The following is a 26,159-nucleotide window of genomic DNA, read 5'->3' on the forward strand; positions in this document are numbered from 1 at the left end:
AGCGCAATGAACCACCCCTTGAACATCGTCGTCCTTGGCCATGGCATGGTCGGGCACAAATTCCTCGAACGCCTGGCATTGGACAACGCGCCGCACCTGTCCGTGACGGTCTTGTGCGAAGAGCCGCGCCCCGCCTACGACCGGGTGCACCTGTCCGAATTTTTCAGCGGCAAATCGGCCGACGACCTGTCGCTGGTGGCGCCCGGCTTTTTCGACAAGGGCAACGTCGTGCTGAAGCTCAATGCGCGCGCCGTGTCCATCGACCGCGCGGCGAAGACCGTCACGGCCAGCACGGGTGAAGTGCTGGCCTATGACAAACTCGTATTCGCCACCGGCTCGACGCCGTTCGTGCCGCCGCTGCCTGGCAAGGAGCGCGATGGCTGCTTCGTCTACCGCACCATCGAAGACCTGGAAGCCATGCTGGCCTGGGGTGCCACCTCCAAAACGGGCGTGGTCATCGGCGGCGGCTTGCTGGGCCTCGAATGCGCGAAAGCCTTGCGCGACCTGAAGCTCGACACCCACGTGGTGGAATTCGCGCCGCGCCTGATGGCCGTGCAGGTGGACGAGGGCGGCGCGCGCGTCCTGCGCCGCAAGATCGAGGAACTGGGCGTGACCGTGCACACGCAAAAGAATACGCTGGCCATCGTTGACGGCGAATCTGCCACGCACCGCATGCAGTTCGCCGACGGCAGCCACCTGGAAGCGGACATGATCGTCTTCTCGGCCGGCATCCGCCCGCGCGACGAACTGGCGCGCGCCTGCGGCCTGGACGTGGGGCCGCGCGGCGGCATCGCCATCGACGACAGCTGCCTCACCTCCGACCCGGACATCTATGCCATCGGCGAATGCGCGCTGTGGGGCGGCCTGGTCTTCGGCCTGGTGGCGCCCGGCTACGAGATGGCCCGCATCGCTGCCCGCCACCTGTTGCAGGAGGAGGGTGAAGCCTCGTTCAAGGGCGCCGACATGAGCACCAAGCTCAAACTGATGGGCGTGGACGTGGCCAGCCTGGGCGACCCGCACGGCAATGCACCGGGCAGCCGCTCCTACCAGTTCATGGACGAGCGCAAGCAGATCTACAAGAAGATCGTCGTTTCCGATTGCGGCAAGTATCTCTTGGGAGGCGTGATGGTGGGCGACGCCAGCGAATACGGCACCCTGCTGCAGATGATGCTCAATAAAATCGAGCTGCCCGAGTTCCCTGAATTCCTCATCCTGCCGCAGGCCGACGGCCAGCAAAAAGTCGGCATGGGCGTGGACGCCTTGCCCGATGCGGCGCAAATCTGCTCGTGCAACGACGTGTCGAAAGGCGCGTTGTGCGCGGCCGTCGCCGATGGCGCCACCACCATCGGCGCATTAAAATCCTGCACGAAAGCCGGCACGGCCTGCGGCGGCTGCGTGCCCCTGGTGACGCAGATCATGAAGGCGGAAATGCAGAAGCAGGGCCTGATGGTGAACAACCACGTGTGCGAACATTTTGCCTACTCGCGCCAGGAATTGCACCACCTGGTCCGCGTGGGCAAGATCCGCAGCTTCGGCGAACTGCTGTCCGCGCATGGACAGGGCCTGGGCTGCGACGTGTGCAAGCCCGTGGCGGCGAATATCCTGGCGTCTTGCTGGAACGATTTCGTGCTGTCGCCCGTGCACGCCAGCCTGCAGGACAGTAACGATTATTTTCTCGGTAATATCCAGAAGGATGGCACGTATTCCGTCGTGCCCCGCATGCCGGGCGGCGAGGTGACGGCCGACGGCCTGATCGCCGTGGGCATGGTGGCGAAAAAATACGGTCTCTATACGAAGATCACGGGCGGACAGCGGGTCGACCTGTTCGGCGCGCGCGTGGACCAGTTGCCGGCCATCTGGGAAGAGCTGATCGCGGCCGGCTTCGAGTCGGGCCACGCCTACGGCAAATCCTTGCGCACCGTGAAATCGTGCGTCGGCTCCACCTGGTGCCGCTACGGCGTGGCCGACAGCGTGGGTTTCGCCATTCAACTGGAAAACCGCTACAAGGGCTTGCGCACGCCGCACAAGATCAAGTTCGGCGTCTCCGGCTGCACGCGCGAATGCGCCGAGGCGCAGGGCAAGGACATCGGTCTGATCGCCACGGAAAAGGGCTGGAATCTGTACGTGTGCGGCAACGGCGGCATGAAGCCGCGCCACGCGGAATTGCTGGCATCCGACCTCGATGAAGCGACCCTGGTGCGCTATGTCGACCGCTTCCTGATGTTCTACGTGCGCACGGCCGACCGCCTGCAGCGCACCAGCGTGTGGCGCGACAACCTGGAAGGCGGGCTCGATTACCTCAAGCGCGTCATCATCGACGACAGCCTGGGCCTGGGCGCCGAGCTGGAAGCGGACATGCAGCACGTGGTCGACACCTATGCCTGCGAGTGGAAGGAAGCCGTCTCGAATCCCGCCGTGCGCCAGCGTTTCCGCCATTTCGTCAACAGCGGGAAGAACGATGAGAACGTCGTGTTCGTCGAGGAGCGGGGCCAGATCCGGCCCGCCACGCCAGATGAACGGCGCAGCACCGTGATCCCCATCCTTGCCGTGGAGGCGTGAGCCATGAATGCGATGAATGAATTGAACAGCGCCAGCGCCGACAACTGGACGGCGATCTGCCCCCTGGCCGACATCGTGCCCGACACGGGCGTGTGCGCGCTGCTGGGCGGCCGGCACGTGGCCGTATTCCGTATCGGCGATGCCGCGCCGCGCGTGTACGCCATCGACAATGTCGACCCGAACGCGGGTGCTTCTGTGCTCTCGCGCGGGCTGGTGGGCAGCATCGGCGAGCGCGTCGTGGTGGCGTCGCCCATCTACAAGCAGCACTTCGACCTGGCCAGCGGCGAGTGCATCGAAGCGCCCGAGCATTCCGTCTCCGCCTGGCCCGCGCGCGTGTTCGGCGGCATGGTGTGGGTGGCCATATGAACACCGCCGCACGGCCGTCTTTAGTCGTGGTCGGCAATGGCATGGCCGGCATGCGCACGGTCGAGGAATTGCTGAAACTCGCGCCGGACCTGTACGACATCACCGTGTTCGGCGCCGAACCGCACGGCAATTACAACCGCATCCTGCTGTCTCCCGTGCTGGCCGGCGAAAAGACGGTGGACGACATCATGCTGCACACGCGCGACTGGTATGCCCAAAACGGCATCACCTTGCACGCGGGCGACCCCGTGGTGGGCATCGACCGCCAGGCGCGCACGGTGCAGGCGCTGTCGGGCATCGAGATGCGCTATGACCGCCTGCTGCTGGCCACCGGTTCCACGCCCTTCATCGTGCCCGTGCCGGGCCATGCGCTGCCCGGCGTGATCGGTTTTCGCGACATCGACGATGTCGACACCATGCTGCGGGCGGCGCGCCAGCACCGCCACGCGGTCGTCATCGGCGGCGGCTTGCTGGGGCTGGAAGCGGCCAACGGCCTGCAGCGCCAGGGCATGGATGTGACCGTGGTGCACATGAGCGGCGCCCTGATGAACCAGCAGCTCGACGCGCCCGCATCGATGCTGCTGAAATCGGCGCTGGAAGCGCGCGGCCTGCGGTTTTTGATGCAGGCGCAAACGGCGGAAATCCTCGGCACCGACCGCGTGCAGGCAGTCCGCTTTGCCGATGGTACGTCGATCCCCGCCGACCTGGTGGTAATGACGGCCGGCGTGCGCCCGAATATCGCGCTGGCGCAAGCGGCTGGCCTGCACTGCGAACGGGCCATCGTCGTCGACGACTGCCTGCAAAGCTACGACCCGCGCGTGTACGCCGTGGGCGAATGCGTGCAGCACCGGCGCGCCACCTTCGGCCTGGTGGCTCCCATCTGGGAGCAGGCGCGCGTGTGCGGCGCGCACCTGGCCGGCGCCGGGCACCGCCGCTACGTGCAGCAAGCCAGCGCCACCAAATTGAAAGTGACGGGCATCGACCTGTATTCGGCCGGCGACATCCTCGGCGGCGAGGGCAGCGAAGACCTGGTGCTGCGCGATCCGAGGCGCGGCGTCTACAAGCGCCTCGTGGTGCAGGGCAGCCGCCTGGCCGGCGCCGTGCTGTATGGCGACGTGCAGGACGGTCCCTGGTACTTCGACCTGATCCAGCAGCGCCGCGACATCAGCCAGCTGCGCGCCCATTTATTGTTTGGTCAGGCGCTGTGCGCCCAGGCCGCCTGACAGGACATTCCATGACCAGTTGCCCGCCCGTAAAAACCACTTGCCCGTACTGCGGCGTCGGCTGCGGCGTGGAAGCGACACGCCTGCCCGACGGGGCCATCCGCATCGCCGGCGATACAACGCATCCGGCCAACCTGGGCAAGCTGTGCGTGAAAGGCTCGGCGCTGGGCGACACCCTGGACCTCGACCAGCGCCTGTTGTCCCCGCAGGTGCGCACCGATGGCGTGCTGCGGCGCGCTTCCTGGGATGCCGCGCTGGACCAGGTGGCCGGCGGCCTGCGCGCCATCATCGACGAGCACGGCTCCGACGCCGTGGCACTGTATGTCTCGGGCCAGCTGCTGACGGAAGACTATTACATCGCGAATAAATTCATGAAGGGCTACGTGGGCAGCGCGAACATCGACACCAATTCGCGCCTGTGCATGTCGTCGGCCGTCGCCGGCCACAAGCGCGCGTTCGGCGAAGATATCGTGCCCGGCTGCTATGAAGACCTGGAGCTGGCCGACATGGTCGTGCTGGTGGGCTCGAACACGGCCTGGTGCCACCCGATTTTATTCCAGCGCATTGCCCGCATCCGCGAAACCCGGCCGGAGGTAAAACTGGTGGTGATCGACCCGCGCCGCACGGCCACCTGCGAGCTGGCCGACCTGCACCTGCCCGTGAAACCGGGCACCGACGTGTGGCTGTTCAACGGCTTGCTGTGCTACCTGGCGAAGGAGGGCGCGATCGCCGGCGATTTTGTCACGCGCCACAGCCGCGGCCTCGATGAGACGCTGGCGGCCGCCCACGTGGACTGCGGCGACCCGCTGCAGGTGGCGCGCATCTGCAAGGTCGACCCGCAAGCCCTGCTGGCGTTTTACCAGGCGTTTGCCGCCACGCGCAAGGTCGTCACGGCCTTTTCGCAGGGCGTGAACCAGTCGTCCTCCGGCACGGACAAGGTCAACAGCATCATCAACTGCCACCTGGCGACGGGGCGCATCGGCCAGCCCGGCATGGGACCGTTTTCGCTCACGGGCCAGCCGAACGCCATGGGCGGGCGGGAAGTGGGCGGCCTGGCCAACATGCTGGCGGCGCATCTCGATCTCGACAACCCGCTGCACCGCGACACCGTGCAAACCTTCTGGAACTCGCCGCGCATCGCCGCCAAACCGGGCTTGAAGGCGGTGGACCTGTTCCACGCGATCGAGGCGGGCAAGGTCAAAGCCGTGTGGATCATCGCCACCAATCCGCTGGTCAGCATGCCGGACGCCGATCAGGTGCGCCGCGCGCTGGGCAAGTGCGAGCTGGTGGTGGTGTCGGACATCAGCGCGCAGTCGGACACGAATGCCCATGCCGATGTGCTGCTGCCGGCCCTGGGCTGGGGCGAGAAGGATGGCACAGTGACCAATTCCGAGCGCCGCATCTCCCGCCAGCGCGCCTTCTTGCCGGCGCCAGGCGAGGCGCGCGCCGACTGGGACGTGCTGTGCGACGTGGCGCGCCGCATGGGTTTTGCCGGCTTCGACTTCAGCACGCCGCAAACGATTTTTGATGAACACGCGCGCCTGTCCGCCTTTCGCAACGGGGCGGAAACGGCGCGGCTGTTCAACCTGTCGCACCTGGTGGCGATGGGCGCCGCGCAGTACGACGCCCTGGCGCCGCAGCAGTGGCCGCAGGGCCGGGCGCGGCTGTTCGGCGACGGCCGCTTCGCGCATGCGGACGGGCGTGCGCGCTTCGTGCCGACGGCGCCGCGCGCGCCGCGCAACATGCCCGACGAGGATTATCCGCTGATCCTGAACACGGGCCGGGTGCGCGACCAGTGGCATACGATGACGCGCACGGGCAAGGCGGCCAAATTGTCGGGCCACGTCGCCGAAGCGTTCATCGACATCCACCCGCAGGATGCGCTGCTGTACAGCGTGCGCGAGGGCGAGCTGGCGCGCATTTCCAGCGCCTGGGGCGCGATGGTGGCCCGCGTCGTGCATGGCGGCGGCATCGCGCGCGGCCAGGTCTTCGTGCCCATCCACTGGAGCGACGCGAATGCGTCCGACGCGCGCGTGGGCGCCGTCGTCAATCCGGTCGTCGACCCTGTCTCGGGCGAGCCGGAATTCAAGCACACGCCTGTGCGCATCGAGCAATTCCGCGTGCAGTGGCATGCGTTTGTCCTGAGCCGCACGCCCTTGGCCCTGGACGGCGTGGCGCACTGGACGCGCGTGCAGGGCGAGCAATTCCTGCGTTACGAACTGGCGGGCCGCCAGCGCATCGCCGACCTGGGCGCCTGGGCGCGCGCGCTGCTCGGCGTGACAGATCGCGATGCCGACTGGCTCGATTACGCGGACGCCAGCGCCGGCGTGTACCGCGCCGTGCACCTGGACGAGGGGCGCATCGCGCAATGCGTGTATGTCTCGCCCCGTCCCGACCTGCCGTCGCGCAGCTGGCTGGCCAGCCTGTTTGCGCACGCGCAAATGGATGCGCCTGATCGCGCCGGCGTGCTGCTGGGCCAGCCCATCGGCAAGGGCGTCGATGCGGGGCCCACCGTGTGCTCGTGCTATGGCGTGGGGCGCAACACCATTTGCGCGGCCATCGTGGAGCAGAAGCTGACGACGACGGCGCAGGTGACGGCCTGCGTCAAGGCGGGCGGCAATTGCGGCTCCTGCGTGCCGGAGATACGACAGTTGCTGCTTGAGGCGCGCAGCGCGGCCTGATAATCTGTCCTTTCCTGCGCGGCTTTGTTATATTGCCAGCTCTACAAGAAGGGAGGCAATGTGATGACGGCAGGACAATACGACACGGTCTGGCTGACGGGCTTGAGCGGCGCCGGCAAGTCCAGCATCGCCGACGCGCTGGCGCACCGGCTCAAGGCGCAGGGCCGCGCCGTGGCGGTGCTCGACGGCGACCAGCTGCGCCATGGCTTGAACCGCGACCTGGGTTTTACGCCCGAAGACCGGCATGAAAATATCCGCCGCGTGGCCGAAGTGGCGCGCCTGATGAACGGGGCGGGCTTGACCGTCATCGCCGCCTTCATTTCTCCCTACCGCGCAGACCGGGCCATGGCCTCTGCCATCATCGGCGCGGCGCATTTCATTGAGGTCCACGTCAGCACGCCGCTGGCCGTGTGCGAGGCACGCGACCCGAAGGGCCTGTATGAAAAGGCGCGGGCAGGGCAGCTGACGCAATTCACAGGCATTTCCGCGCCCTATGAAGCGCCGCTGGCGGCCGCGCTGACCCTGGACACGGGCACCGTGGCGCTGGACGAGTCGGTTGCGCGCATTTGCCGGCTTTTGCAGCTGCGCCAGTGATGAACTGGCGAAATCGGCTGCGCCGGCGCCTGCCGGCCAGCCTGAAGGCGCGCATGAGCGTGGTCGTCTTCCTGCTCGTGCTCGCTGCCGTGGCTTCGCTGGCGCTGGCCACCCTGTCCGTGGCCGAGCGCGGCATGCGCGACGTGACGGGACGCCAGCAGTACGTGTCGCTGGCCAGCGCCGCCGTCTTCATCGATGAAGAGCTCGACGCGAAGCGCAATGTGCTGCGCGCCATCGCCGACAGCCTGGCGGCCAGCGGCGCGCACGACGGTGCCAGCCTGCAGCGTTTCCTGGCCGCGCAAACGGTGCTGGGCAAGGAATTCTATACGGCCGGCGTGCTGGGCATCGACGGAGCCGTGCTGGCCAGCGTGGGTCCCTTCAAGCCGCAGGCGGGGCTGAACGTGAAGGGGCGTCCTTACTTTGAACAGACGCTGGCGAACCGGCGTTCCGTGATCTCGGCGCCGCTCAACGGCAGCATTTCCGGCATGCCCCTGGTGGTGGTGACGCAGCCCGTGTTCGACGCGCAGGGCGCCATGCGCTATGTGCTGGCGGCCAGCGTCAACCTGCGCCAGCCCGATTTCCTGGGCCGCCTGGGCGCCCTCAAGCCGGGCACGGGCGGCTACCTGTACATCATGACCGGCGAAGGCATCATCGTCGAGCATCCCGACAAGTCGCGCATCATGCAGCATATCGAGGCGCATGGCCCCATCAGCGTGCCCACGCGGCGCGCCTTGCAGGGGTTCGAGGGCTGGCTGACGGGCACCACCACGCAGGGCGTCGATGCGCTGTTTGCCTACCACCGCATCGCCTCGACGGGCTGGATACTGGCGTCCGTGTATCCCATGCGCGACGCGTTCGCGCCGCTGCACGCCATCCGCAGCAAGATCCTGCTGGCCGCCGTGCTGCTGGCGGCGCTGGCGGGCCTGGCCGGCTGGCGCGTGGTGCTGCGCCTGCTGCAGCCTTTGGAGCGGCTGCGCCGCCATGTGCATGAAATCCGCCGCCAGCGCCTGGGCATCGAGGCGCTGCAGATCGGGCGGCGCGACGAGATCGGCGACTTGAGCCGCGATTTTTACTCGCTGGTGGCCGAGCGCGAAATCGCCGAGGCGCAGACGCGCGACAGCGAGCGGCGCCTGAAACTGCTGACGGACCACGTGCCCGTGGTGATCGTCTACATCGACCGCGAGCACCGCTACCAGTTCATCAATGCGACGTTTGAAAAATGGTTCGGCAGGTCGCAGCAGGAAAGCATGATGCAGTCGATGCGCGAGGTGCTGGGCGAGGAAGCCTACCAGCTGCGCGAGCAATACCTGCGGCGCGCCTTCGCGGGCGAGGAGGTCGACTATGAATTCACCATTGGCGGCGACGGAGACGCTGGCCAGCGCGCCTTCCAGACCAGTTACGTGCCTGATGTGGGCGAGAGCGGCGCGGTGGAAGGCGTGTATGGCCTGATCCACGAAATCACCAAGACCAGGGCCGTGCATACGGCGCTGCAGTTCGCCGCCGCCACGGATATCCTGACGGGCATCGCCAACCGGCGCCGCTTCGACGAGCAGCTGGAATTGAGCATGCAGCGCACGCGGGCCGCGCGTGCGCCGATGGCGCTGGCGTATCTCGATATCGACCGTTTCAAGGCCATCAACGACAGCCTGGGGCACAAGGCGGGCGACGAGGTGCTCAAGGAGTTCGCCGCGCGCCTGGTGCGCAGTGTACGCGCCAGCGACCTGGTGGCGCGCCTGGCCGGCGACGAATTCGTGATCATTCTCGAAGGCGTGAACGGCGCGGCCGAAGTGCGCCAGGTCGGCGCCAAGATCGTCGAGGCCATCCGCCAGCCGTTTGCGCTGGCCGGCGGCCCGCTGCAGGTGACGACCAGCGTCGGCATGGCCATCTTCCGCGAAGGTGCGCTGACGCCGGCGCAGCTGCTGGACCTGGCCGACCAGGCCCTGTACGCCGCCAAGGGACAGGGCCGCGATGGCGTGGCGCTGCGCGAGGCGGCGCCGTAGCGATTACAGGGTGGCGCTCCAGTGGTCGAGCTGCTGCGTGGTGGCCGTGACGCCGCCGCAGACGATGACGAGCACATTGCGGTAGGGCGCCAGTTCCGGCGCCTTGCCGTAGACGGCCGCCAGCGCCGCGCCGCAGGCCGGTTCCACCACCAGGCGCTGGTCGGTGATGAAGCGCTGGCAGGCGTCGACGGCGGCACGGTCCGATACCACCACGCTGTGCAGCAGGCGCGTCTGGCTAATGGCGTATGCCTGCGCGCAGACCTGGCGCGCGGCCAGCGAGGTGGCGATGCTGCTCACGGCGGGCAGGGCCACGTGTTCGCGCGCGGCCACGGCGGCCGCCAGCGAAGCGGCGCCTTCGGTTTCCACGGCCACCAGGGCCACGTCATCCCAGCCGTTGCGCTGCAAGCCCTCGGCCACGCCGGCCAACAGGCCGCCGCCGCCCACCGACAGCACGACGGCGTCCGGTTTCAGGCCCGCGCGGGCCACTTCATCGATCATGCCCGCATGGCCCTGCCACAGCAGCGGGTCGTCGAACGGGTGCAGAAAGGCGTCTTGCGGCGTGAGCATCGATTGCGCCAGTGCGTTGGCTTCTTGCCAGGCGGCGCCGTGCACAATGACTTCGGCGCCTTCCTGGGCGATCAGGGCCTTGGCCCGTTCGCTCGTCGTTTCCGGCACGACGACGATGACGGGGATGCCCAGCTGGCGTCCCGCATAGGCGACGGCGATGCCGGCATTGCCGCCGGAAGAGGAGATGAAGCGGCTGGCGCCGCGCCGCGCGTATTCTTCGCAGGCGAGGCCGATGCCGCGGATCTTGAAGGAGCCGGGCGGCTGCAAGGCTTCGAGCTTGAGCCAGATGGCGCGTTCGCTGTGCAGGCTCAGGGCGCGCGAGTTGAGCAAGGGAGTTTCGATGTGCAGGGCCATGCGTGTTCCTGGTAAACAGTCAGGCCAGCATCATAGCCGAAGCGCCCGCGCCACCGTGTCACCCTTGCCCGGAATATGGCGGCAGCTAGTTCAGCGGCGCGCTCTTGAGCTGATGCGTGCGCGCCACTTCCTTCATCGCCTCGAGCAGGTCGTCGCGCAGTTGGCGCGGCAGCTTTCCGAAGAATTCCTCGTCGTTCTGGTCGGCCATCTCGGCCAGCACGGGCACCAGCGCCTCGCCTTCCGTGGTCAGTTCGATCGAATGCTGGCGGCGGTCGGCCAGCAGGATGGATTTGCTGACCATACCCTTGCTTTCCAGGCGGTCGATCAGTTTCGACACGGCGCCCTTGCTCATGCCGGACACTTGCGCCAGCACCGTGGGCGAGGTGCAGCCCAGGCGGAACATTTCGCGCAGCACCACCCATTCGGACACCGTCACGCCATTGGCTTCGGCTTTTTTCTGGAAGCTGTGGGAAACATGGTTGGAAACGAAACGCAGCCAGTAACCGAGATGGGCTTCCAGCTCGCTGACGGGGGCGCTGTTGGGATGGGCGGCTTGCGTGGCGGCCGATTCAAAATTATGGCTCATTTCTCTTCCTTCACTGGGCGGCGTTGCCGGCATGGTTAAGGCCTTCACGCTTGCTGTCGAGTGGTTTGTTGGGGAACTATCGTCGTGCTTGAGGTATTTCTAACACTGTTTTCACAGGAAATCACTTACCGGCAAAAAGTTTTTCCTTTTTTCTTGCTCTATATGGATAAAAAGCAATATCAAGCAAATAATCGTATTGCTAGAGAGGAAGATTAAAAAAATAACTCATGTTGCATCAATGGTAACATGAATTTTGCCGAATTGATAAATATTTCAATGGCGATCAGTGTCGAAAGGCACAGCTGTGTTGCCGGCGCTACTTGGAGCCTATCCCAGTAGATGAATACATCTCTTGCAAGCGCTCCTGATGTGCTGCTTGCAAAAGACGCTCCCTACTGGGATAGGCTCTTAGCTGAACCGTTCCACGAGAAAATCGACGAAGCTGCGCAACTTGGGCGAGCGATAGCGGTCCGGCAGGTAGACCACGTGCAAGGGGCGGCTGGGCAACGCATGCGTGGGAAACAGCTGGACCAGGCGGCCCGCCCGCACGTCCGTTTCCAGCAGGAAGGCCGGTTGCAGCACGATGCCCATGCCATGCAATGCGGCAACGCGCAGCGCCTGGCCGTGGTTGACTTGCAGGCGGCCCGAGACGGGCACGCTGCAGACGCCGTCCTGGCCTGTCAGGCGCCAGTGCGCCAGTGCGGCGGGCGAGAAGGACAGGCATTCATGCTGGCTCAGCTCGGCCGGCAGGCGCGGCGTTCCCCTGCGCGCCAGATAGTCGGGCGAGGCGCAGATCATCAGCCGGTAGGGGGCCAGCGGCCTGGCGATCAGCGACGAATCGGGCAACTGGCCGATGCGGATGGCGGCCTCGAAACCTTCCTCCACCAGGTCGACCACGCGGTCGCTCAGCGATACATCGATGCTCACATCGGGATAGCGCTCCAGGTACGCGGCCATGGCGGGCATCAGCGCTTCCGCGCCGAAGGTGAGGGGCGCCGTGATGCGCAGCTTGCCGGCGGGCGCCAGTTGCAGGTTTTGCGCCTGGACATCGGTTTCGGCCACCAGCCTGAGGATTTCCTTGCAGCGCGCATAGTAATCCTCGCCGAAGGCCGTCAAGTGCTGGCGCCGGGTAGTGCGCTGGAGCAACTGCATGCCCAGGCGCTTTTCCAGCGTCCGCAGGTGGTTGCCGGCCATCGTCGCGGAGATTCCGCAGGCGGCCGCGGCAGCGCTCAAGCTGCCTTTTTCCACGGCCAATACATACACCTTCATGCTGTCGAGCAAATCCATTGGCAATCCCTGGTGTCAAATCATTGAATCAAACCATAGTTTATCTATTATTGATTTTAAATGACACTGCTGTTTGTCCCGCCAGCGCGCGGCCACCCTGACACATTGCCCGAGAACAGACCATGCAAGCGATACAACTGACCGCTCCTTCCCTCACCGCGTTTCGCCAGACCGAGCTGCCCGAGCCGCAGGCCGGCCGGGGCGAGGTGCTGCTGCGCCTGCGCGCCGCCACGCTGAACTTCCTCGACGTGGCCATTGCGGCCGGCAGCTTTGCCGGCGCGACCTTTCCGCTGATTCCCGTCGCCGACGGCGCGGGCGAAGTGGCGGCGCTGGGCGAGGGCGTCAGCGGCCTGGCCGTCGGCGACCGCGTCATTCCGCACTTCATGCCGCGCTGGCAGGGCGGCGCCATCACGCCGCACAACGTGGGCGCGATGCGCGGTGTCACCTTGCCGGGTTCGCTGGCCGAATACGTGGCCGTCCCCGCCGCCAGCCTGGTCGCCTTGCCGGCCCACCTCGATTTTGTCCAGGGCGCGGCGCTGCCGATTGCGGCCACGACGGCGTGGAATGCCGTGCGTTCGGCGCAAGTGCGCCCCGGATCGGTGGTGTTGCTGTTGGGAACGGGCGGCGTCAGCCTGTTTGCCTTGCAGTTCGCCAAGGCGTCGGGCGCCACGGTGATCCTCGCGTCGTCCAGCGATGACAAGCTGGAGCGGGCGCGCCAGCTGGGCGCCGATTACCTGATCAACTACCAGGCCACCCCGGCCTGGGATGCGGAAGTGCTGAAACTGACTGGCGGGCGGGGCGCCGACCTGGTGGTCGAGACGGTGGGCGGCGCCACCATCGTGCGCTCGCTCAACGCGGCGGCGGTGGGCGGCACGGTCTTCACGGTGGGTTTTGTCGGCGGCACGGCCGCCAGCATCGACTTGCTGCCCGTCATCGTCAAGGCCTTGCGCATCGTCGGCAACAACACCGGTTCCGTGGCGGACCTGGCGCAGGCGGCCCAGGCCATCGCCGCGCATGGCATCGTGCCCGTCATCGACCATGTGTTCGGCCTCGGCGACACGGCCGAAGCGTATGCGCAGCTGGCTGCCGGCGGCCGCCATTTCGGCAAGCTTGCCATCGCGCACTGAGCCGGCCGGGACACTGTCGCCGTCAGGCGGCGACGTGCACTTTCACGTTGGCGTCGCGCAATACTTCGGCAAAGCGGGGCGGCGGCGGCGCGTCCGTAAACAGGATGTCGACTTGCGCCAGGTCGGCCAGGCGCACCAGCGCCTTGCGGCCGAATTTATGCTGGTCGGCCACCAGCCATACTTCGCGCGACTGCTCGATGATCGCTTGCGCCACTTTGACCTCGCGCGCGTCGAAGTCGCGCAGGCTGCCGTCTTCGTCGATGCTGGAAATGCCGATGATGCCGATGTCGACCTTGAACTGGCGGATGAAGTCGATGGTGGCTTCGCCGACGATGCCGCGGTCGCGCCCGCGTACCACGCCGCCGGCCACGATGACTTCGCAGGCGGCGTTGTCGGCCAGGATGGCGGCCACGTTCAGGTTGTTCGTCACCACGTGCAAGCCCGTATGCCGGCCCAGCGCGCGCGCCACTTCCTCGGTCGTCGTGCCGATATTGATCAGCAGCGAACAGCCGTGCGGCACCTGCGCGGCGACGGCGGCCGCGATGCGCCGCTTGGCGTCGCTGTTGAACACTTGCCGCTGGCTGTAATCGATGTTTTCCACGGACGAGGGCAAGCCGACTCCGCCGTGGTAGCGGGCCAGCAGGCGCGCTTCTTCCATCTGCTTGACGTCGCGGCGCACGGTTTGCGGCGTCACGTCCAGCTGCTGCGCCAGCTCTTCGACGGACATGGTGACCTTCTGGCGCACCACTTCGAGCAGGCGGCGCTGGCGGGGATTCAAAATCATGGGCTTGTCTCTTTAAAAATCACAAACGAACAAAAACGAACAAATAGTACTAAAAATATGTTGCTATAGGTTCGTATTTTGACGTAACCTTATTCATATTGCATTCGAAATGCATCTGTATTGATCTTAACGACAGTCGCCGGCGATGCCTAGTCTTTCCTCGCCGGCCTTTCCCCGACATACACGGAGTCCCGATGACCGCAGCACAGCAAGGTGTGGAGACAACGATGGCATGCGACGTGCTGGTGGTCGGCGGCGGCATCAATGGCGCCGGCATTGCGCGCGACGCGGCCGGGCGGGGCTTGTCCGTGGTGCTGTGCGAAAAGGACGACCTGGCCGCCCACACCTCGTCCGCTTCCACCAAGCTGATACACGGCGGCCTGCGCTACCTCGAATACTATGAATTCGGCCTCGTGCGCAAGGCGCTGATCGAGCGCGAAGTGCTGCTGCGCTCGGCGCCGCACATCATGTGGCCCTTGCGCTTCGTCATGCCGCATGCGCAGGGCCAGCGTCCGGCCTGGCTGATACGCGCCGGCCTGTTCCTTTACGACATGCTGGCGAAGCGGGAAATCCTGCCTGGCTCGCAGGGCATCGACCTGGCGCGCCATGCGGCCGGCACACCGTTAAAACCCCAGTTCAAGCGCGGCTTCGTGTATTCCGACGGCTGGGTCGACGATGCGCGCCTGGTGGTGCTGAACGCGATCGACGCGGCGGACAAGGGCGCGACCATCCTGACGCAGACGCGCTGCACGGCCTTGCGGCGCGATGGCAATGGCTGGCAGGCTACTCTGCTGCAAGGTGACGGGCGCGAGGTGTCCGTGCGCGCGCGCAGCGTCGTCAATGCGGCCGGGCCGTGGACGGCCGAATTCCTGCAGCAGGCGGCGCCGGGCGGACAGGGCCGGCATTTGCGCCTGATCAAGGGCAGCCATATCGTCGTCAAGCGCTTGTTCGAGCATGATCATGCCTACATCTTCCAGCATCCGGACGGGCGCATCGTGTTTGCCATTCCGTATGAGCACGATTTCACCCTGATCGGCACCACCGATCTCGACTACCACGGCGACAGCGGCAAGGTGGAAATCGACGACGAGGAAATTCGTTACTTGTGCGAGCTTTCCAGTTACTATTTCAGCAAGCCCATTGTGCCGGCCGACGTGGTGTGGACGTATGCCGGCGTGCGCCCGCTGGTGGAAGACGCGGCGGCCGACGCCAAGGCCGTCACGCGCGATTACCGCTTCGAGCTGGACCAGGAAGGCGCGCCGCTGCTCAGTATTTTCGGCGGCAAGATCACCACGTTCCGCAAGCTGGCCGAGGAAGCGATGGACTTGCTGGCGCCGGTGCTAGGCAATGCGCGGCCGGCCTGGACGGCCAACGCCTGCCTGCCCGGCGGCGATGTGTTCGGCAGCACGCCGCAGAACCGGTCCGTGCGCGAGTTCGGCCAGTTCGTGCAAGGCTTGCAACGCGAATATGCCTGGCTGCCGGCGGCGCTGGTGGCCCGCTATGCACGCGCCTACGGCACGCGCATCCATATGCTGCTGGCCGGGCGGAAGGACGCGGCGGCCATGGGCGAGGAAATCGCCGCCGGCCTGTACGCGGCGGAAGTCGATTATCTGCGGCGCCGTGAGTGGGCCGTCAGCGCGGCCGACATCCTGTGGCGGCGCTCCAAGCTGGGCCTGCACCTGCCGCGCGAGACGGCGGGCAAGCTCGATGCCTGGCTGTTGCAACATCCTGTATTGCCGTAGAAAGACTGTGCTGGCGACCGCACCCCGCAGAGGGCGCGGCGAAGAATAAGAACACATCACTGGAGGAGAAGCGCGTGCAACTGGTACTGGACAAGATCAGCAGGAAGCAGGGGGCTGACGACTTTTTATATCCGATGTCGCTGGCATTGGTGCCGGGCGCCATCAACGTCTTGCTGGGCACCACGCGTGCCGGCAAGACGACCTTGATGCGCGTGATGGCGGGGCTGGACAAGCCCAGTGGGGGCACGGTCACGGCCGACGGCGTCGACGTGACGGGCGTGCCCGTTAGCAAACGCAACCTGGCCATGGTGTACCAGCAATTCATCAATTATCCAGCCTTCACCGTCTACGACAATATCGCCTCGCCCTTGCGCTTGCGCAAAGTGCCCGAGGAGCAGATCCGCACGAAAGTGCTGGCGCTGGCCGAGCGCCTGCACATCACGCCCTACCTGCAGCGCACGCCGGGAGAATTGTCCGGCGGCCAGCAGCAGCGCACGGCGCTGGGGCGCGCGCTGATCAAGGATGCATCGTTGCTGCTGCTCGACGAGCCCCTGGTCAACCTCGACTACAAACTGCGCGAGGAATTGCGCCGCGAATTGACGGAACTGTTTTCCAGCGGTAGCACGACGGTCGTGTACGCGACCACGGAACCGCTGGAAGCGCTGCAACTGGGCGGCCACGTGGCCGTGCTGCACGAGGGACGCCTGCTGCAGCAGGGGCCGACCCTGGAGGTCTTCAACGCGCCCAATTCCATAGCCGTGGCGCGCACCTTCAGCGACCCGCCGATCAACCTGATCCCCGCCCGCGTGAGCGCCGATGGCGTGGCGCAGGCGGCCGATGGCCTGGCCATCCACCTGAGCGGCGCGCAGCGCGCCCGCCTCGGCGAGCGGCGCGACGTGATCCTCGGCGTGCGCGCGCACAGCCTGCATTTATCGCCCCAGTCCGAAGGCGACGTGGCCATCGCCGCGCAGGTGGACCTGGCCGAAATCAGCGGCTCGGAAACCTATGTGCATGCGCGCCGCGGCGACCTGGCCCTGGTGGCGCAGCTCGGCGGCGTGCACAATCTGGAGATCGGCAGCGCCTGCACCGTGTATTGCCAGCCGCATGCCTTGCTGATGTTCGCCGACGATGGCGGGCTGCTGTTCGCTCCTGCGCAGGGAGGAGTCTGACATGGCGCGCATCGAACTGGTGGATCTGGCCCACGCCTACAAACCGAACCCGTCGGCCCCCGCCGACTATGCGCTGCGGCCCATGAGCATGGAGTGGCATGACGGCGGCGCGTATGCCTTGCTGGGGCCGTCCGGCTGCGGCAAGACGACCTTGCTCAATATCATCTCCGGCCTGGTGAAACCGTCGCATGGCAAGGTGCTGTTCGACGGCAAGGATGTGACGCAGTTGCCGACCGAGGCGCGGAATATCGCGCAAGTGTTCCAGTTTCCCGTCATCTACGACACCATGACCGTGCACGACAACCTGGCGTTTCCGCTGCGTAATCGCGGCTGGAAAGAGAGCGAGGTGAAAAAGCGCGTGCAGCAGGTGGCGCAGATGCTGGAGCTGACGGGCGATTTGAAGCTGCGCGCCAGCGGCTTGTCCGTGGACGCGAAGCAAAAGATTTCGCTGGGCCGCGGTCTCGTGCGCCCCGACGTGGCGGCCGTGCTGTTTGACGAACCGCTGACGGTGATCGATCCGCATTTGAAATGGCTGCTGCGCAGGAAACTCAAGGAAATCCACCACGAGCTGAAGCTGTCCCTGATCTACGTCACGCACGACCAGGTGGAAGCCTTGACCTTTGCCGACCAGGTGGTCGTCATGACGCAGGGCGAAGTGGTGCAGACGGGCAGCGCGCAGGCGCTGTTCGAGGAACCCGAGCACACGTTTGTCGGCTATTTCATCGGCAACCCGGGCATGAACTTGCTCGATTGCACCTTGGACGATGGCGGCTTGCGCGTGGCGGGACAGCTACTGGCCGTGTCCGCCGCCGCGCGCGCGGCCCTGGCTGGCGCGCAAGGGAAAATCACGCTGGGCGTGCGGCCGGAATTCGTCGAATGCCTGCCGGCGGGCGAGGGCGGCGCGGGTAGCGACCATTGCCTGGACGCCACGGTGACGGCCGTGCGCAACATGGGCACGCATTACCTGGCGGAATTCCAGCTGGGCGGCGCGACGGTGGCGGCCAAGCTGCGCGCCATCGATGCCGTCGCCGGCGATGCTGTGCGGCTGCGCTTTCCGCCGCAACGCACCCTTTTCTATGTCAACGATAAGCGGGTGGCCTGATGATACATAACGGTAAAACCGATAACAACCGCCGCGCCTGGCTACTGATCCTGCCCGTGCTGCTGTGCGTGGCCTTTTCCGCCATCCTGCCCCTGATGACGGTGGTCAATTATTCCGTGCAGGATATCCTGAGCCCCACGCAAAAGGTGTTTGTGGGCACCGAGTGGTTCCGCATGGTCATGCTCGACGGCGACCTGCACAGCGCCTTGCTGCGCCAGCTGCTGTTTTCCGGCTCCGTGCTGGCCATCCAGATTCCGCTGGGTATCCTGATCGCCCTGTGCATGCCGGCCGATGGCTGGAAGGCATCGCTGGCGCTGGTGCTGATCGCGCTGCCCCTCTTGATTCCCTGGAACGTGGTGGGCACCATCTGGCAAATCTTCGGCCGCGGCGACATCGGCCTGATGGGCTACACCCTGAATCAATTGGGATTCGACTACAACTACAACGGCAATTCGCTCGACGCCTGGCTGACGGTGATGGTGATGGATATCTGGCACTGGACGCCATTGGTCGTGCTGCTGTGCTATGCGGGCTTGCGCGCCATTCCCGACGCGTATTACCAGGCGGCGCGCATCGACGGCGCCTCGCGCCTGGCCGTGTTCCGCTACATCCAGCTGCCGAAACTGCGCAATGTGCTGATGATCGCCGTCTTGCTGCGCTTCATGGACAGTTTCATGATCTACACGGAACCGTTCGTGCTGACGGGCGGCGGGCCGGGCAATGCCACCACCTTTTTGTCGCAATACCTGACGCAAAAGGCCGTGGGGCAGTTCGACCTGGGGCCGGCCTCGGCGTTTTCATTGATTTACTTCCTGATCATCCTGCTGTTCTGCTTTGTGCTGTACACGTGGATGCAGCGCGTCGGCACGGGAGACCAGAAATGATGCACAAGAAAATGAGCAGCACCATCCTCGTGGTCTTCTTGCTGGCGTCGTTGTTGCCCATCTACTGGATGCTCAACATGTCGCTCAAGACCAACGAGGAAATCGTGGGGGTCTTGAGCCTGTGGCCCCAGCAATGGACGTTCGCCAACTACCACACGATTTTTACCGACCGTTCCTGGTACAGCGGCTACATCAATTCCATGATTTACGTGGCCTTGAACATGGTCATGTCGGTCACGGTCGCCTTGCCGGCAGCCTACGCTTTTTCCCGCTACAACTTTGTCGGCGATAAACATTTATTTTTTTGGTTGTTGACCAACCGCATGACGCCACCCGCCGTCTTCCTCGTACCGTTCTTCCAGCTGTATTCGACGGTGGGCCTGATGGATACGCATCTGGCCGTGGCGCTCGCGCACATGGTCTTCAACGTGCCGCTGGCCGTGTGGATTTTGGAAGGTTTCATGTCCGGCGTGCCTAAGGAAATCGACGAGACGGCGTATATCGACGGCTACAGCTTTCCCCGCTTCTTCATCCGCATTTTCTTGCCGATGATTAAATCGGGCGTGGGCGTGACGGCGTTCTTCTGCTTCATGTTCAGTTGGGTGGAATTGCTGCTGGCGCGCACCTTGACCTCCGTCAATGCCAAGCCCATTGCCGCTACCATGACGCGCACCGTCTCGGCGGCCGGCATGGACTGGGGTGTGCTGGCGGCGGCGGGCGTGCTGACCATCGTGCCCGGCGCGCTGGTGATCTGGTTCGTACGGCATTACATAGCCAAGGGTTTCGCGATGGGGAGGGTGTGACATGGAAAATAATACCGATAGCACATCCAGCCTGTTCGGCTGGATGGCGTGGACGCCGGAAGTGGCCATCTTCTTCATCTGCATCGGCTTGATGCTGGCCGGCATGACGGTGTGGCAAATCCGTTCGCCCAGCATCGAACGCAAGGGCTTCTTGCCCATGCCGACGACGCGCGGCGACCGCCTGTTCATCGGCTTGCTCACGGCCGCCTACGTGAACCTGGCCTGGGCGGGGTTCACGGAAATGCAGCAGGCGATAGGCGCCGCCATCAGTTTTGTGTTGTTGTTGGTTGTAATGCGTTGGGGGTGAGGGCACCAGACATAAGCTACTGCGCGGCGCGCTTTGCGGCCGGCGATGCTCACCGTACTAAAGTACGGTTGCGCTTCTCGGCCACAAATCACTGCCGCTCGCTACGCTTCTGTCAGGTGCGTTAAGTTAGTTGGGTGTGTTAAATCGTAGATGAAAAAGCGGCCCGCCTCCGGCTGGCCGGATGACAACTATAAGGGAGATTCACGATGAAATTGAAGTTCACGGTCTTCGCGGCTGCGGCCATGCTCGTGTCGAACGCGGCCCTGGCCGACGCCAAGCAGGCGCAAACCTGGATCGACAAGGAATTCCAGCCATCCAGCCTGAGCAAGCAGCAACAGCTTGCTGAAATGAAATGGTTCATCGATGCGGCGGCCAAGCTGAAAGCCAAGGGCATCAAGGAAATTTCCGTGGTCTCGGAAACCATCGACACCCACGTCTACGAATCGAAGACCCTGGCCAAGGCCTTTGAGGAAATCACGGGCATCAAGGTGCGCCACGACATCATCCAGGAAGGCGATGTGGTGGAAAAGCTGCAAACGTCGATGCAGTCGGGCAAGAGCATTTATGACGGCTGGATTTCCGATTCCGACCTGATCGGCACCCACTACCGCTATGGCGCCGTCGAACCGCTGTCCGACTACATGGCCGCCAAGGGCAAGGAATTCACGAATCCGGGCCTGGACTTGAAGGATTTCATCGGCATCAGCTTTACCACGGCGCCCGATGGCAAGGTGTATCAATTGCCCGACCAGCAATTTGCCAACCTGTACTGGTTCCGCGCCGACTGGTTCGCGCGCAAGGATTTGCAAGCCAAGTTCAAGGCCAAGTATGGCTACGAACTGGGCGTGCCGCAAAACTGGTCCGCCTATGAAGACATCGCCGATTTCTTCACGAATGACGTGAAGGAACTGGACGGCAAGAAAGTCTATGGCCACATGGATTACGGCAAGAAAGATCCGTCGCTGGGCTGGCGCTTTACCGATGCGTGGCTGTCGATGGCTGGCGCGGCCGACAAGGGCATTCCGAACGGCATGCCGGTCGACGAATGGGGCATCAAGGTAGCGGCCGACAAGTGCACGCCCGTGGGCGCCTCGATGTCGCGCGGCGGCGCCACCAATTCGCCGGCGGCCGTGTTTGCGCTGACGAAATATATCGACTGGATGAAGAAATACGCGCCGCCGCAGGCGAACGGCATGAATTTCTCGGAATCGGGCCCCGTGCCCGCGCAGGGCGAAATCGCCCAGCAAATCTTCTGGTACACGGCATTTACGGCCGGCATGACGAAACCGGGCTTACCGGTGGTTAACAAGGACGGCACGCCGAAATGGCGCATGGCGCCGTCGCCGCACGGCCCGTACTGGAAAGAGGGTATGCAGAACGGCTACCAGGACGTGGGTTCCTGGTTCCTGTTCAAGTCCACGCCCGATGACCGCAAGGCCGCCGCCTGGCTGTACGCGCAATTCGTCACGTCGAAAACCGTATCGCTGAAGAAATCCATCGTCGGCCTGACCTTTATTCGCGATTCCGACATCCGCCACGATTACTTCACGAAGCACGCGAACGAATACGGCGGCTTGATCGAGTTCTACCGCAGCCCCGCCCGCGTGGCGTGGACGCCGACGGGCAACAACGTGCCCGACTATCCGAAGCTGGCGCAGCTGTGGTGGAAGAACGTGGCCACGGCGATTACGGCGGAAAAAACGCCGCAGGCCGCCATGGATAACCTGGCCGAGGAAATGGACCAGGTCATGGCGCGCCTGCAGCGGGCCGGCATGAAGGCGTGCGCGCCCAAGCTCAATCCCAAGGTCGATCCGAACCAGTATCTGTCGGACCAGCATGCCCCATGGAAAAAGCTGGCGAATGAAAAACCGAAGGGTGAAACGATTGCCTACGATAAATTATTGCAGGCTTGGAAAGAGGGCAAGGTAAGGTAGTCGTGTAAACTTCTGCCGTCGCTTTCCCGGGGCACGGGCCTTTGCCCGTGCCTTTTTTCACTGTATTGATGTAGTAGCGACCATGACCAAATACATACTTGCTTTAGACCAGGGCACCACCAGTTCGCGCGCCATTCTGTTCGACCATGCGGGCCGGCCGCACGCCAGCGCGCAGCGCGAATTTCGCCAGATTTTTCCCCAGCCGGGCTGGGTCGAGCATGACGCGGGCGAAATCTGGGCTTCGCAAGAGGGCGTGCTGCAGCAGGTGCTGCGCGACAGCGGCGTGGCCGCTTCGGACGTGGCCGCCATCGGCGTGACCAACCAGCGCGAAACGACGGTGCTGTGGGACCGCGCCACGGGCGAGCCCGTCGCCAACGCCATCGTCTGGCAAGACCGGAGAAACGCCGCTTACTGCGAGCAGCTGGTCGAGCAGGGCAAGGCGGACCTGATCCAGCAAAAAACGGGTCTCGTGCTGGACGCCTATTTTTCCGCCACCAAGCTCAAATGGCTGCTCGACAACGTCCCCGGCGCCCGCGCGCGCGCCGAGCGGGGAGAGCTGGCCTTCGGCACGGTCGACAGCTGGCTGATCTACAAGATGAGCGGCGCCCACTTGACGGACACGAGCAACGCGGCGCGCACAATGCTGTTCAATATCCATACCCTGCAATGGGACACGGATCTGCTGGCGCTGCTCGACATTCCCGCCTCCCTGTTGCCCGACGTCGTGCCATCGAGCGGCGTGGCCGCGCACACGCGCGTTGATCTGCTGGGCGTGTCCGTGCCCATCGCCGGCATCGCGGGCGACCAGCAGGCGGCCACGTTCGGCCAGGCCTGTTTGAAACCGGGCATGGCGAAGAATACCTATGGCACGGGCTGCTTCATGCTGATGAACGTGGGCAAGCGCCCCTTGCCATCGAAAAACCGGCTGCTGACGACGGTGGGCTGGAGCCTGGGTCCTGATGCAAATCAAACCGATTATTTGCTCGAAGGCAGTGCCTTTATCGCGGGCGCGGCCGTGCAATGGATGCGCGACGGCATCGGCATCATCCGCGACTCGTCCGAAGTGGAAGCGCTGGCCACCAGCGTGCCCGATTCGGGCGGTCTGGTTTTCGTGCCCGCGTTCGCAGGCCTCGGCGCGCCGTACTGGGACCCGTACGCGCGCGGCACCCTGATCGGCATCACGCGCGGCACGGGCAAGGCCCACATCGCGCGCGCGGCATTGGAGGGCGTGGCTTACCAGAACGTCGATGTGTTGTCCGCCATGCAGGACGACGCGGGCATTGCGCTATCGGAATTGCGCGTCGACGGCGGCGCGGCCCGCAACGACATGCTGATGCAGTTCCAGGCCGACATACTCAATGTGCCCGTGGTGCGTCCCGTGGTGACGGAAACGACGGCCCTGGGCGCCGCCTACCTGGCGGGCCTGGCCGTGGGTTTCTGGACATCGCAGGAAGAAATCGCCGCCCAATGGCAGGTGGGACGCCGTTTTGAGCCGGCCATGGCGGCCGACGAACGTTTGAGCCGGCTGCACAAGTGGCAGCGGGCGGTGGAACGCTCGCGCGACTGGAGCGAGTAAGAACATCTGACCAAACCTACTGCGCGTCGCGCTTTGCGGCCTGCGATGCTCACCGCCTCGGCGGCCCCGTGCTAAGCACGGTTGCGCTTCTTAGCCACAAATCACTGCCGCTCGCTACGGTTTTGTCAGACGTTATAAGAACCGGGATCAATGGCGCATGAAATACACGGCGTAGCCCACCGTTTCGCGCGGCACGGAATACAGGTCGCGCAACTCGAAATACGGCGCATGCACGTTGCCGCTGACGACGATGCCGGCCCGCTCCAGCGCCAGCCGGAATCGGGGCACGTGAAAATATTGCGTGGCGACCATGGCTGTCTTCCAGCCGTGTGTGTGCATGAGAAGCGCCGCGTTGCGGGCCGTGGCGTCCGTGGTCCAGCCTTGATTATCCTCAATGATGGCGCCGGCCGGTACGCCGCGCTTGAGCAGGTAGCGGGCCATCGATGCGGCCTCGTCAAAACCTTCCTTGCCCGTCGCCCCGCTGACGAGGATGCGCGGCGCCCTGTGTTCCCGGAACTGTGTGAGTGCCGCATCGAGCCGTGCCTGCAGGCGGGGGCTGGGTGTGCCGTCGGGCAGGATCGTGTTGCCGGGCACGACGATCACGTCGGCGGGTGCCAGCTTGTCGTTCAGGCCCGCCAGCACCAGGGCCGCGGTGGCCAGCGAGAACGTGGCAAAGCTGGCCAAGCCCAAGAGCGTAAGTTTTCGCATCATTCGCAATGCCGTGACGTTTTTCTTGGGGCGGAATGGAGATGGCCCTTGCGCAAGCGGATTGCCGCATAAGTCAGCAGTGGCTGGAGTAGCCAGCGAACCAGCCGTTTCAATGTTGGGCGTGTGGCAATGAAGTTGGCGAAGGGAGGACTGGTGCGGTAATAGCACGCCACAAACCAGCGTCCGCCAATAGATTGCAGCAGATGCCGATCACGCCAATGCCGCAATACATTGATTTCGCTTGCAAAAGGTGTTCCGAATGCCGCCGTGGCGATGAAGCATGCCGAAGAATTGATCGAGGCGAGATTATTCTGGATGTCGATATTGCGCGGCGCGAGTTGGGCGGCTTTTTCCAGAAAAGCCCGTGCCTCGTCTTTTTTCTTGTGTCCTTCCCATAAAATCAGCCCCTTCAGATTGAGAGAGATCGGGTTTTCGGGAAATAGCTCCAGCGAACGGTCGATATATTGCAGTGCCAGATCCATATCGGCCGATTGCGGCACTTTAAAACCTATGTTTGTACCGTAGATTTTCTTATTCTCGCGCAGCAATTGCATCATTTGCTTCGCTTGATAGTGATACTGGTCGGATTCGGCCTTGTCGGCAGCCAGCTTTGCCTCTTTGGCACGTCGCGCAGCCTGTGTATTGTTGAATTGGCTTAATCCATCGCGCGCTTTTATTTCCAGATCCAGCAAGCCTGCATGGTAAGGATCAAGCAGCAGCCCCTGCTCAACGTACTGCATGGCTTTGCCATAGAGTCCTTTTGCAATCGAGCGCTCCGCCATGACGCACAAGGTTTGTGGGGTGGGGCTGGATGCCGCCTCATGGCTGCGCTCATGTGAATTGTGACAATAGGGACAGGTAAATGTGGATGCCTGGTCTTCTACGTCCAGATTCGCCCCACATTGTGTGCATTCAAATACAGCTAAAGCCATCTCGGTCGTGATCCGTTAGCGTGGAAAAGGACACAGCCCTTTTAAGCTGTGTAATTCTAAAACTCTAACGTATCTGACGGCCGGTGTCAGGGAAAGATAATGGGATGACTGAAAATATTTTCAAGCATCCGGTACTTTCCATCAAGGTGTAATTGAAATTGTTCTCGCGCGCTGGTTCGACAGATAAATATTGTCTTTTTCCAGCGGCTTGCCTGCGCGCACGGCATCGAGCCAGTCCTGCGTGCTGACGACGGCGGCGAAATTCGAGTGGAACACCGTGCTGAAGACGCGGTGGATTTCCTCGGCGCTGGCCGTGCCGCCCGCATTGGCGTAGGGCAGGGTGCCGGTGGCGTCCTGCAGGAACTCGACTTGCAAGCCGTCGTGCGCGGCCTGATAGATGGTGGCCGCGTCGCAGTTGTGCGTCATGTAGCCGATCACCGTCAGGGTGTCGATGCCGTGGCTCTCCAGCCAGGCGCGCAAGTCCGTGCCCGCAAACGCGCTGCCCATGCTCTTGTTGATGCGGTGGTCGGCGGCAAAGGCGGCCACTTGCGGATGCAGCTGCCAGCCGTCGCTGCCTTTTGCAAAGATGGGAGAAGCTTCCGGCGCATCGTGCTGGACGACAATGACGGGCACGCCGGCGGCGCGGGCGGCGGCCATGGCGGTGACGATGTTCGGCAGGGAAATGTCGACGGATGGATATTCGATGGGCATGTCGCCCGTGAAGTATTCGTTTTGCACGTCGATGACGAGCAGGGCGCGGCGCGGTGCGGTAGTGGTGGACATGCTTGACTCCTGAATGGTTGAAAGAGGAAGAACTTCCCCGATACAGCCATTTTCAAGCCGCACGGCATAAACAAAAAGTGGCCCGAAGGCC

At 64.1% G+C, this 26,159-nt stretch carries 22 protein-coding genes; 15 read left to right on the top strand and 7 right to left on the bottom strand.

Annotation, left to right across the window (positions count from 1 at the left end):
- The first annotated feature begins 6 nt into the window (after nucleotides 1-6).
- From nirB to ACQ4WQ_RS05310, 6 genes are all read left to right on the top strand, one after another.
- The gene (gene nirB / locus ACQ4WQ_RS05285; protein WP_436495156.1) at nucleotides 7-2,559 is read left to right on the top strand and encodes a nitrite reductase large subunit NirB; all 2,553 of its coding nucleotides are present in this window, start codon (nucleotides 7-9) and stop codon (nucleotides 2,557-2,559) included.
- A gap of 3 nt (nucleotides 2,560-2,562) precedes the next feature.
- On the top strand, nucleotides 2,563-2,925 hold the full coding sequence (nirD, locus tag ACQ4WQ_RS05290; protein WP_436495158.1) for a nitrite reductase small subunit NirD: 363 nt from the start codon (nucleotides 2,563-2,565) through the stop codon (nucleotides 2,923-2,925).
- Nucleotides 2,922-4,148 (top strand): NAD(P)/FAD-dependent oxidoreductase, encoded by a 1,227-nt coding sequence (locus ACQ4WQ_RS05295; protein WP_436495160.1) that lies wholly within the window; start codon nucleotides 2,922-2,924, stop codon nucleotides 4,146-4,148. The genes nirD and ACQ4WQ_RS05295 overlap by 4 nt, the downstream gene beginning before the upstream one ends.
- 11 nt (nucleotides 4,149-4,159) lie before the next feature.
- A complete protein-coding gene (locus ACQ4WQ_RS05300) occupies nucleotides 4,160-6,829 on the top strand; it encodes a molybdopterin-dependent oxidoreductase (RefSeq protein WP_436495162.1) in 2,670 nt (889 codons plus the stop codon).
- Nucleotides 6,830-6,892: 63 nt separating this feature from the next.
- Complete coding sequence (gene cysC / locus ACQ4WQ_RS05305; protein ID WP_436495164.1) at nucleotides 6,893-7,423, top strand: adenylyl-sulfate kinase; 531 nt, start codon at nucleotides 6,893-6,895, stop codon at nucleotides 7,421-7,423.
- A complete protein-coding gene (locus ACQ4WQ_RS05310) occupies nucleotides 7,423-9,423 on the top strand; it encodes a diguanylate cyclase domain-containing protein (protein WP_436495166.1) in 2,001 nt (666 codons plus the stop codon). The genes cysC and ACQ4WQ_RS05310 overlap by 1 nt, the downstream gene beginning before the upstream one ends.
- A gap of 3 nt (nucleotides 9,424-9,426) precedes the next feature.
- On the opposite strand, the gene ACQ4WQ_RS05315 is transcribed toward ACQ4WQ_RS05310, so the two are convergent.
- From ACQ4WQ_RS05315 to ACQ4WQ_RS05325, 3 genes are all read right to left on the bottom strand, one after another.
- Complete coding sequence (locus ACQ4WQ_RS05315) at nucleotides 9,427-10,344, bottom strand: pyridoxal-phosphate dependent enzyme (RefSeq protein ID WP_326456284.1); 918 nt, start codon at nucleotides 10,342-10,344, stop codon at nucleotides 9,427-9,429.
- A gap of 85 nt (nucleotides 10,345-10,429) precedes the next feature.
- The gene (locus tag ACQ4WQ_RS05320; protein ID WP_326456285.1) at nucleotides 10,430-10,930 is read right to left on the bottom strand and encodes a MarR family winged helix-turn-helix transcriptional regulator; all 501 of its coding nucleotides are present in this window, start codon (nucleotides 10,928-10,930) and stop codon (nucleotides 10,430-10,432) included.
- 408 nt (nucleotides 10,931-11,338) lie between these two features.
- On the bottom strand, nucleotides 11,339-12,217 hold the full coding sequence (locus tag ACQ4WQ_RS05325; RefSeq protein WP_326456286.1) for a LysR family transcriptional regulator: 879 nt from the start codon (nucleotides 12,215-12,217) through the stop codon (nucleotides 11,339-11,341).
- Nucleotides 12,218-12,339: 122 nt separating this feature from the next.
- Here ACQ4WQ_RS05325 and ACQ4WQ_RS05330 point away from each other — a divergent pair, with 122 nt between their 5' ends.
- The gene (locus ACQ4WQ_RS05330; protein ID WP_436495169.1) at nucleotides 12,340-13,344 is read left to right on the top strand and encodes a zinc-dependent alcohol dehydrogenase family protein; all 1,005 of its coding nucleotides are present in this window, start codon (nucleotides 12,340-12,342) and stop codon (nucleotides 13,342-13,344) included.
- 22 nt (nucleotides 13,345-13,366) lie between these two features.
- Here ACQ4WQ_RS05330 and ACQ4WQ_RS05335 read toward each other — a convergent pair whose 3' ends face one another.
- Nucleotides 13,367-14,128 (bottom strand): DeoR/GlpR family DNA-binding transcription regulator, encoded by a 762-nt coding sequence (locus ACQ4WQ_RS05335; protein ID WP_175444698.1) that lies wholly within the window; start codon nucleotides 14,126-14,128, stop codon nucleotides 13,367-13,369.
- A gap of 194 nt (nucleotides 14,129-14,322) precedes the next feature.
- Here ACQ4WQ_RS05335 and glpD point away from each other — a divergent pair, with 194 nt between their 5' ends.
- The 8 genes from glpD to glpK all read left to right on the top strand — a co-directional run bounded on the left by glpD (nucleotide 14,323) and on the right by glpK (nucleotide 23,645).
- The gene (gene glpD, locus ACQ4WQ_RS05340; protein ID WP_436495171.1) at nucleotides 14,323-15,870 is read left to right on the top strand and encodes a glycerol-3-phosphate dehydrogenase; all 1,548 of its coding nucleotides are present in this window, start codon (nucleotides 14,323-14,325) and stop codon (nucleotides 15,868-15,870) included.
- Between the two features lie 74 nt (nucleotides 15,871-15,944).
- Complete coding sequence (locus tag ACQ4WQ_RS05345) at nucleotides 15,945-17,039, top strand: ABC transporter ATP-binding protein (protein ID WP_436495173.1); 1,095 nt, start codon at nucleotides 15,945-15,947, stop codon at nucleotides 17,037-17,039.
- 1 nt (nucleotide 17,040) lies between these two features.
- Nucleotides 17,041-18,141 (top strand): ABC transporter ATP-binding protein, encoded by a 1,101-nt coding sequence (locus tag ACQ4WQ_RS05350; protein ID WP_326456290.1) that lies wholly within the window; start codon nucleotides 17,041-17,043, stop codon nucleotides 18,139-18,141.
- On the top strand, nucleotides 18,141-19,025 hold the full coding sequence (locus tag ACQ4WQ_RS05355) for a carbohydrate ABC transporter permease (RefSeq protein ID WP_034754965.1): 885 nt from the start codon (nucleotides 18,141-18,143) through the stop codon (nucleotides 19,023-19,025). Before ACQ4WQ_RS05350 ends, ACQ4WQ_RS05355 begins: the two co-directional genes overlap by 1 nt.
- Nucleotides 19,022-19,828: a carbohydrate ABC transporter permease gene (locus ACQ4WQ_RS05360; protein ID WP_414654679.1), complete on the top strand. Its 807-nt coding sequence runs from the start codon at nucleotides 19,022-19,024 to the stop codon at nucleotides 19,826-19,828. Before ACQ4WQ_RS05355 ends, ACQ4WQ_RS05360 begins: the two co-directional genes overlap by 4 nt.
- A gap of 31 nt (nucleotides 19,829-19,859) precedes the next feature.
- Nucleotides 19,860-20,135: a DUF2160 domain-containing protein gene (locus ACQ4WQ_RS05365; protein WP_034779613.1), complete on the top strand. Its 276-nt coding sequence runs from the start codon at nucleotides 19,860-19,862 to the stop codon at nucleotides 20,133-20,135.
- A gap of 206 nt (nucleotides 20,136-20,341) precedes the next feature.
- Complete coding sequence (locus ACQ4WQ_RS05370) at nucleotides 20,342-22,069, top strand: ABC transporter substrate-binding protein (protein WP_034779106.1); 1,728 nt, start codon at nucleotides 20,342-20,344, stop codon at nucleotides 22,067-22,069.
- Nucleotides 22,070-22,151: 82 nt separating this feature from the next.
- Nucleotides 22,152-23,645, top strand: a complete 1,494-nt coding sequence (gene glpK, locus ACQ4WQ_RS05375; RefSeq protein WP_436495176.1) for a glycerol kinase GlpK — start codon at nucleotides 22,152-22,154, stop codon at nucleotides 23,643-23,645.
- Between the two features lie 147 nt (nucleotides 23,646-23,792).
- Here the strand turns inward: glpK and ACQ4WQ_RS05380 are convergent, their stop codons facing one another.
- The 3 genes from ACQ4WQ_RS05380 to ACQ4WQ_RS05390 all read right to left on the bottom strand — a co-directional run bounded on the left by ACQ4WQ_RS05380 (nucleotide 23,793) and on the right by ACQ4WQ_RS05390 (nucleotide 26,068).
- Complete coding sequence (locus tag ACQ4WQ_RS05380; RefSeq protein ID WP_436495178.1) at nucleotides 23,793-24,356, bottom strand: YdcF family protein; 564 nt, start codon at nucleotides 24,354-24,356, stop codon at nucleotides 23,793-23,795.
- The gene (locus ACQ4WQ_RS05385; RefSeq protein ID WP_436495180.1) at nucleotides 24,353-25,285 is read right to left on the bottom strand and encodes a CFI-box-CTERM domain-containing protein; all 933 of its coding nucleotides are present in this window, start codon (nucleotides 25,283-25,285) and stop codon (nucleotides 24,353-24,355) included. The genes ACQ4WQ_RS05380 and ACQ4WQ_RS05385 overlap by 4 nt, the downstream gene beginning before the upstream one ends.
- Before the next feature lie 141 nt (nucleotides 25,286-25,426).
- Complete coding sequence (locus ACQ4WQ_RS05390) at nucleotides 25,427-26,068, bottom strand: cysteine hydrolase family protein (protein WP_436495182.1); 642 nt, start codon at nucleotides 26,066-26,068, stop codon at nucleotides 25,427-25,429.
- Nucleotides 26,069-26,159 lie beyond the last annotated feature (91 nt).

The organism is Janthinobacterium goodfellowi, assembly GCF_051380695.1.
Taxonomy (GTDB): domain Bacteria; phylum Pseudomonadota; class Gammaproteobacteria; order Burkholderiales; family Burkholderiaceae_D; genus Janthinobacterium.

Bases quoted from the DNA above. Each gene is read 5' to 3' on its own strand.
- ACQ4WQ_RS05300 (WP_436495162.1), top strand. From the start codon at position 4,160: ATGACCAGTTGCCCGCCCGTAAAAACCACTTGCCCGTACTGCGGCGTC.
- ACQ4WQ_RS05390 (WP_436495182.1), bottom strand. From the start codon at position 26,068: ATGTCCACCACTACCGCACCGCGCCGCGCCCTGCTCGTCATCGACGTG.
- ACQ4WQ_RS05315 (WP_326456284.1), bottom strand. From the start codon at position 10,344: ATGGCCCTGCACATCGAAACTCCCTTGCTCAACTCGCGCGCCCTGAGC.
- ACQ4WQ_RS05355 (WP_034754965.1), top strand. From the start codon at position 18,141: ATGATACATAACGGTAAAACCGATAACAACCGCCGCGCCTGGCTACTG.
- ACQ4WQ_RS05370 (WP_034779106.1), top strand. From the start codon at position 20,342: ATGAAATTGAAGTTCACGGTCTTCGCGGCTGCGGCCATGCTCGTGTCG.
- glpD (WP_436495171.1), top strand. From the start codon at position 14,323: ATGACCGCAGCACAGCAAGGTGTGGAGACAACGATGGCATGCGACGTG.
- ACQ4WQ_RS05295 (WP_436495160.1), top strand. From the start codon at position 2,922: ATGAACACCGCCGCACGGCCGTCTTTAGTCGTGGTCGGCAATGGCATG.
- ACQ4WQ_RS05360 (WP_414654679.1), top strand. From the start codon at position 19,022: ATGATGCACAAGAAAATGAGCAGCACCATCCTCGTGGTCTTCTTGCTG.
- ACQ4WQ_RS05335 (WP_175444698.1), bottom strand. From the start codon at position 14,128: ATGATTTTGAATCCCCGCCAGCGCCGCCTGCTCGAAGTGGTGCGCCAG.
- ACQ4WQ_RS05330 (WP_436495169.1), top strand. From the start codon at position 12,340: ATGCAAGCGATACAACTGACCGCTCCTTCCCTCACCGCGTTTCGCCAG.
- ACQ4WQ_RS05320 (WP_326456285.1), bottom strand. From the start codon at position 10,930: ATGAGCCATAATTTTGAATCGGCCGCCACGCAAGCCGCCCATCCCAAC.
- ACQ4WQ_RS05380 (WP_436495178.1), bottom strand. From the start codon at position 24,356: ATGATGCGAAAACTTACGCTCTTGGGCTTGGCCAGCTTTGCCACGTTC.
- ACQ4WQ_RS05350 (WP_326456290.1), top strand. From the start codon at position 17,041: ATGGCGCGCATCGAACTGGTGGATCTGGCCCACGCCTACAAACCGAAC.
- glpK (WP_436495176.1), top strand. From the start codon at position 22,152: ATGACCAAATACATACTTGCTTTAGACCAGGGCACCACCAGTTCGCGC.
- ACQ4WQ_RS05385 (WP_436495180.1), bottom strand. From the start codon at position 25,285: ATGGCTTTAGCTGTATTTGAATGCACACAATGTGGGGCGAATCTGGAC.
- nirD (WP_436495158.1), top strand. From the start codon at position 2,563: ATGAATGCGATGAATGAATTGAACAGCGCCAGCGCCGACAACTGGACG.
- nirB (WP_436495156.1), top strand. From the start codon at position 7: ATGAACCACCCCTTGAACATCGTCGTCCTTGGCCATGGCATGGTCGGG.
- cysC (WP_436495164.1), top strand. From the start codon at position 6,893: ATGACGGCAGGACAATACGACACGGTCTGGCTGACGGGCTTGAGCGGC.
- ACQ4WQ_RS05325 (WP_326456286.1), bottom strand. From the start codon at position 12,217: ATGGATTTGCTCGACAGCATGAAGGTGTATGTATTGGCCGTGGAAAAA.
- ACQ4WQ_RS05310 (WP_436495166.1), top strand. From the start codon at position 7,423: ATGAACTGGCGAAATCGGCTGCGCCGGCGCCTGCCGGCCAGCCTGAAG.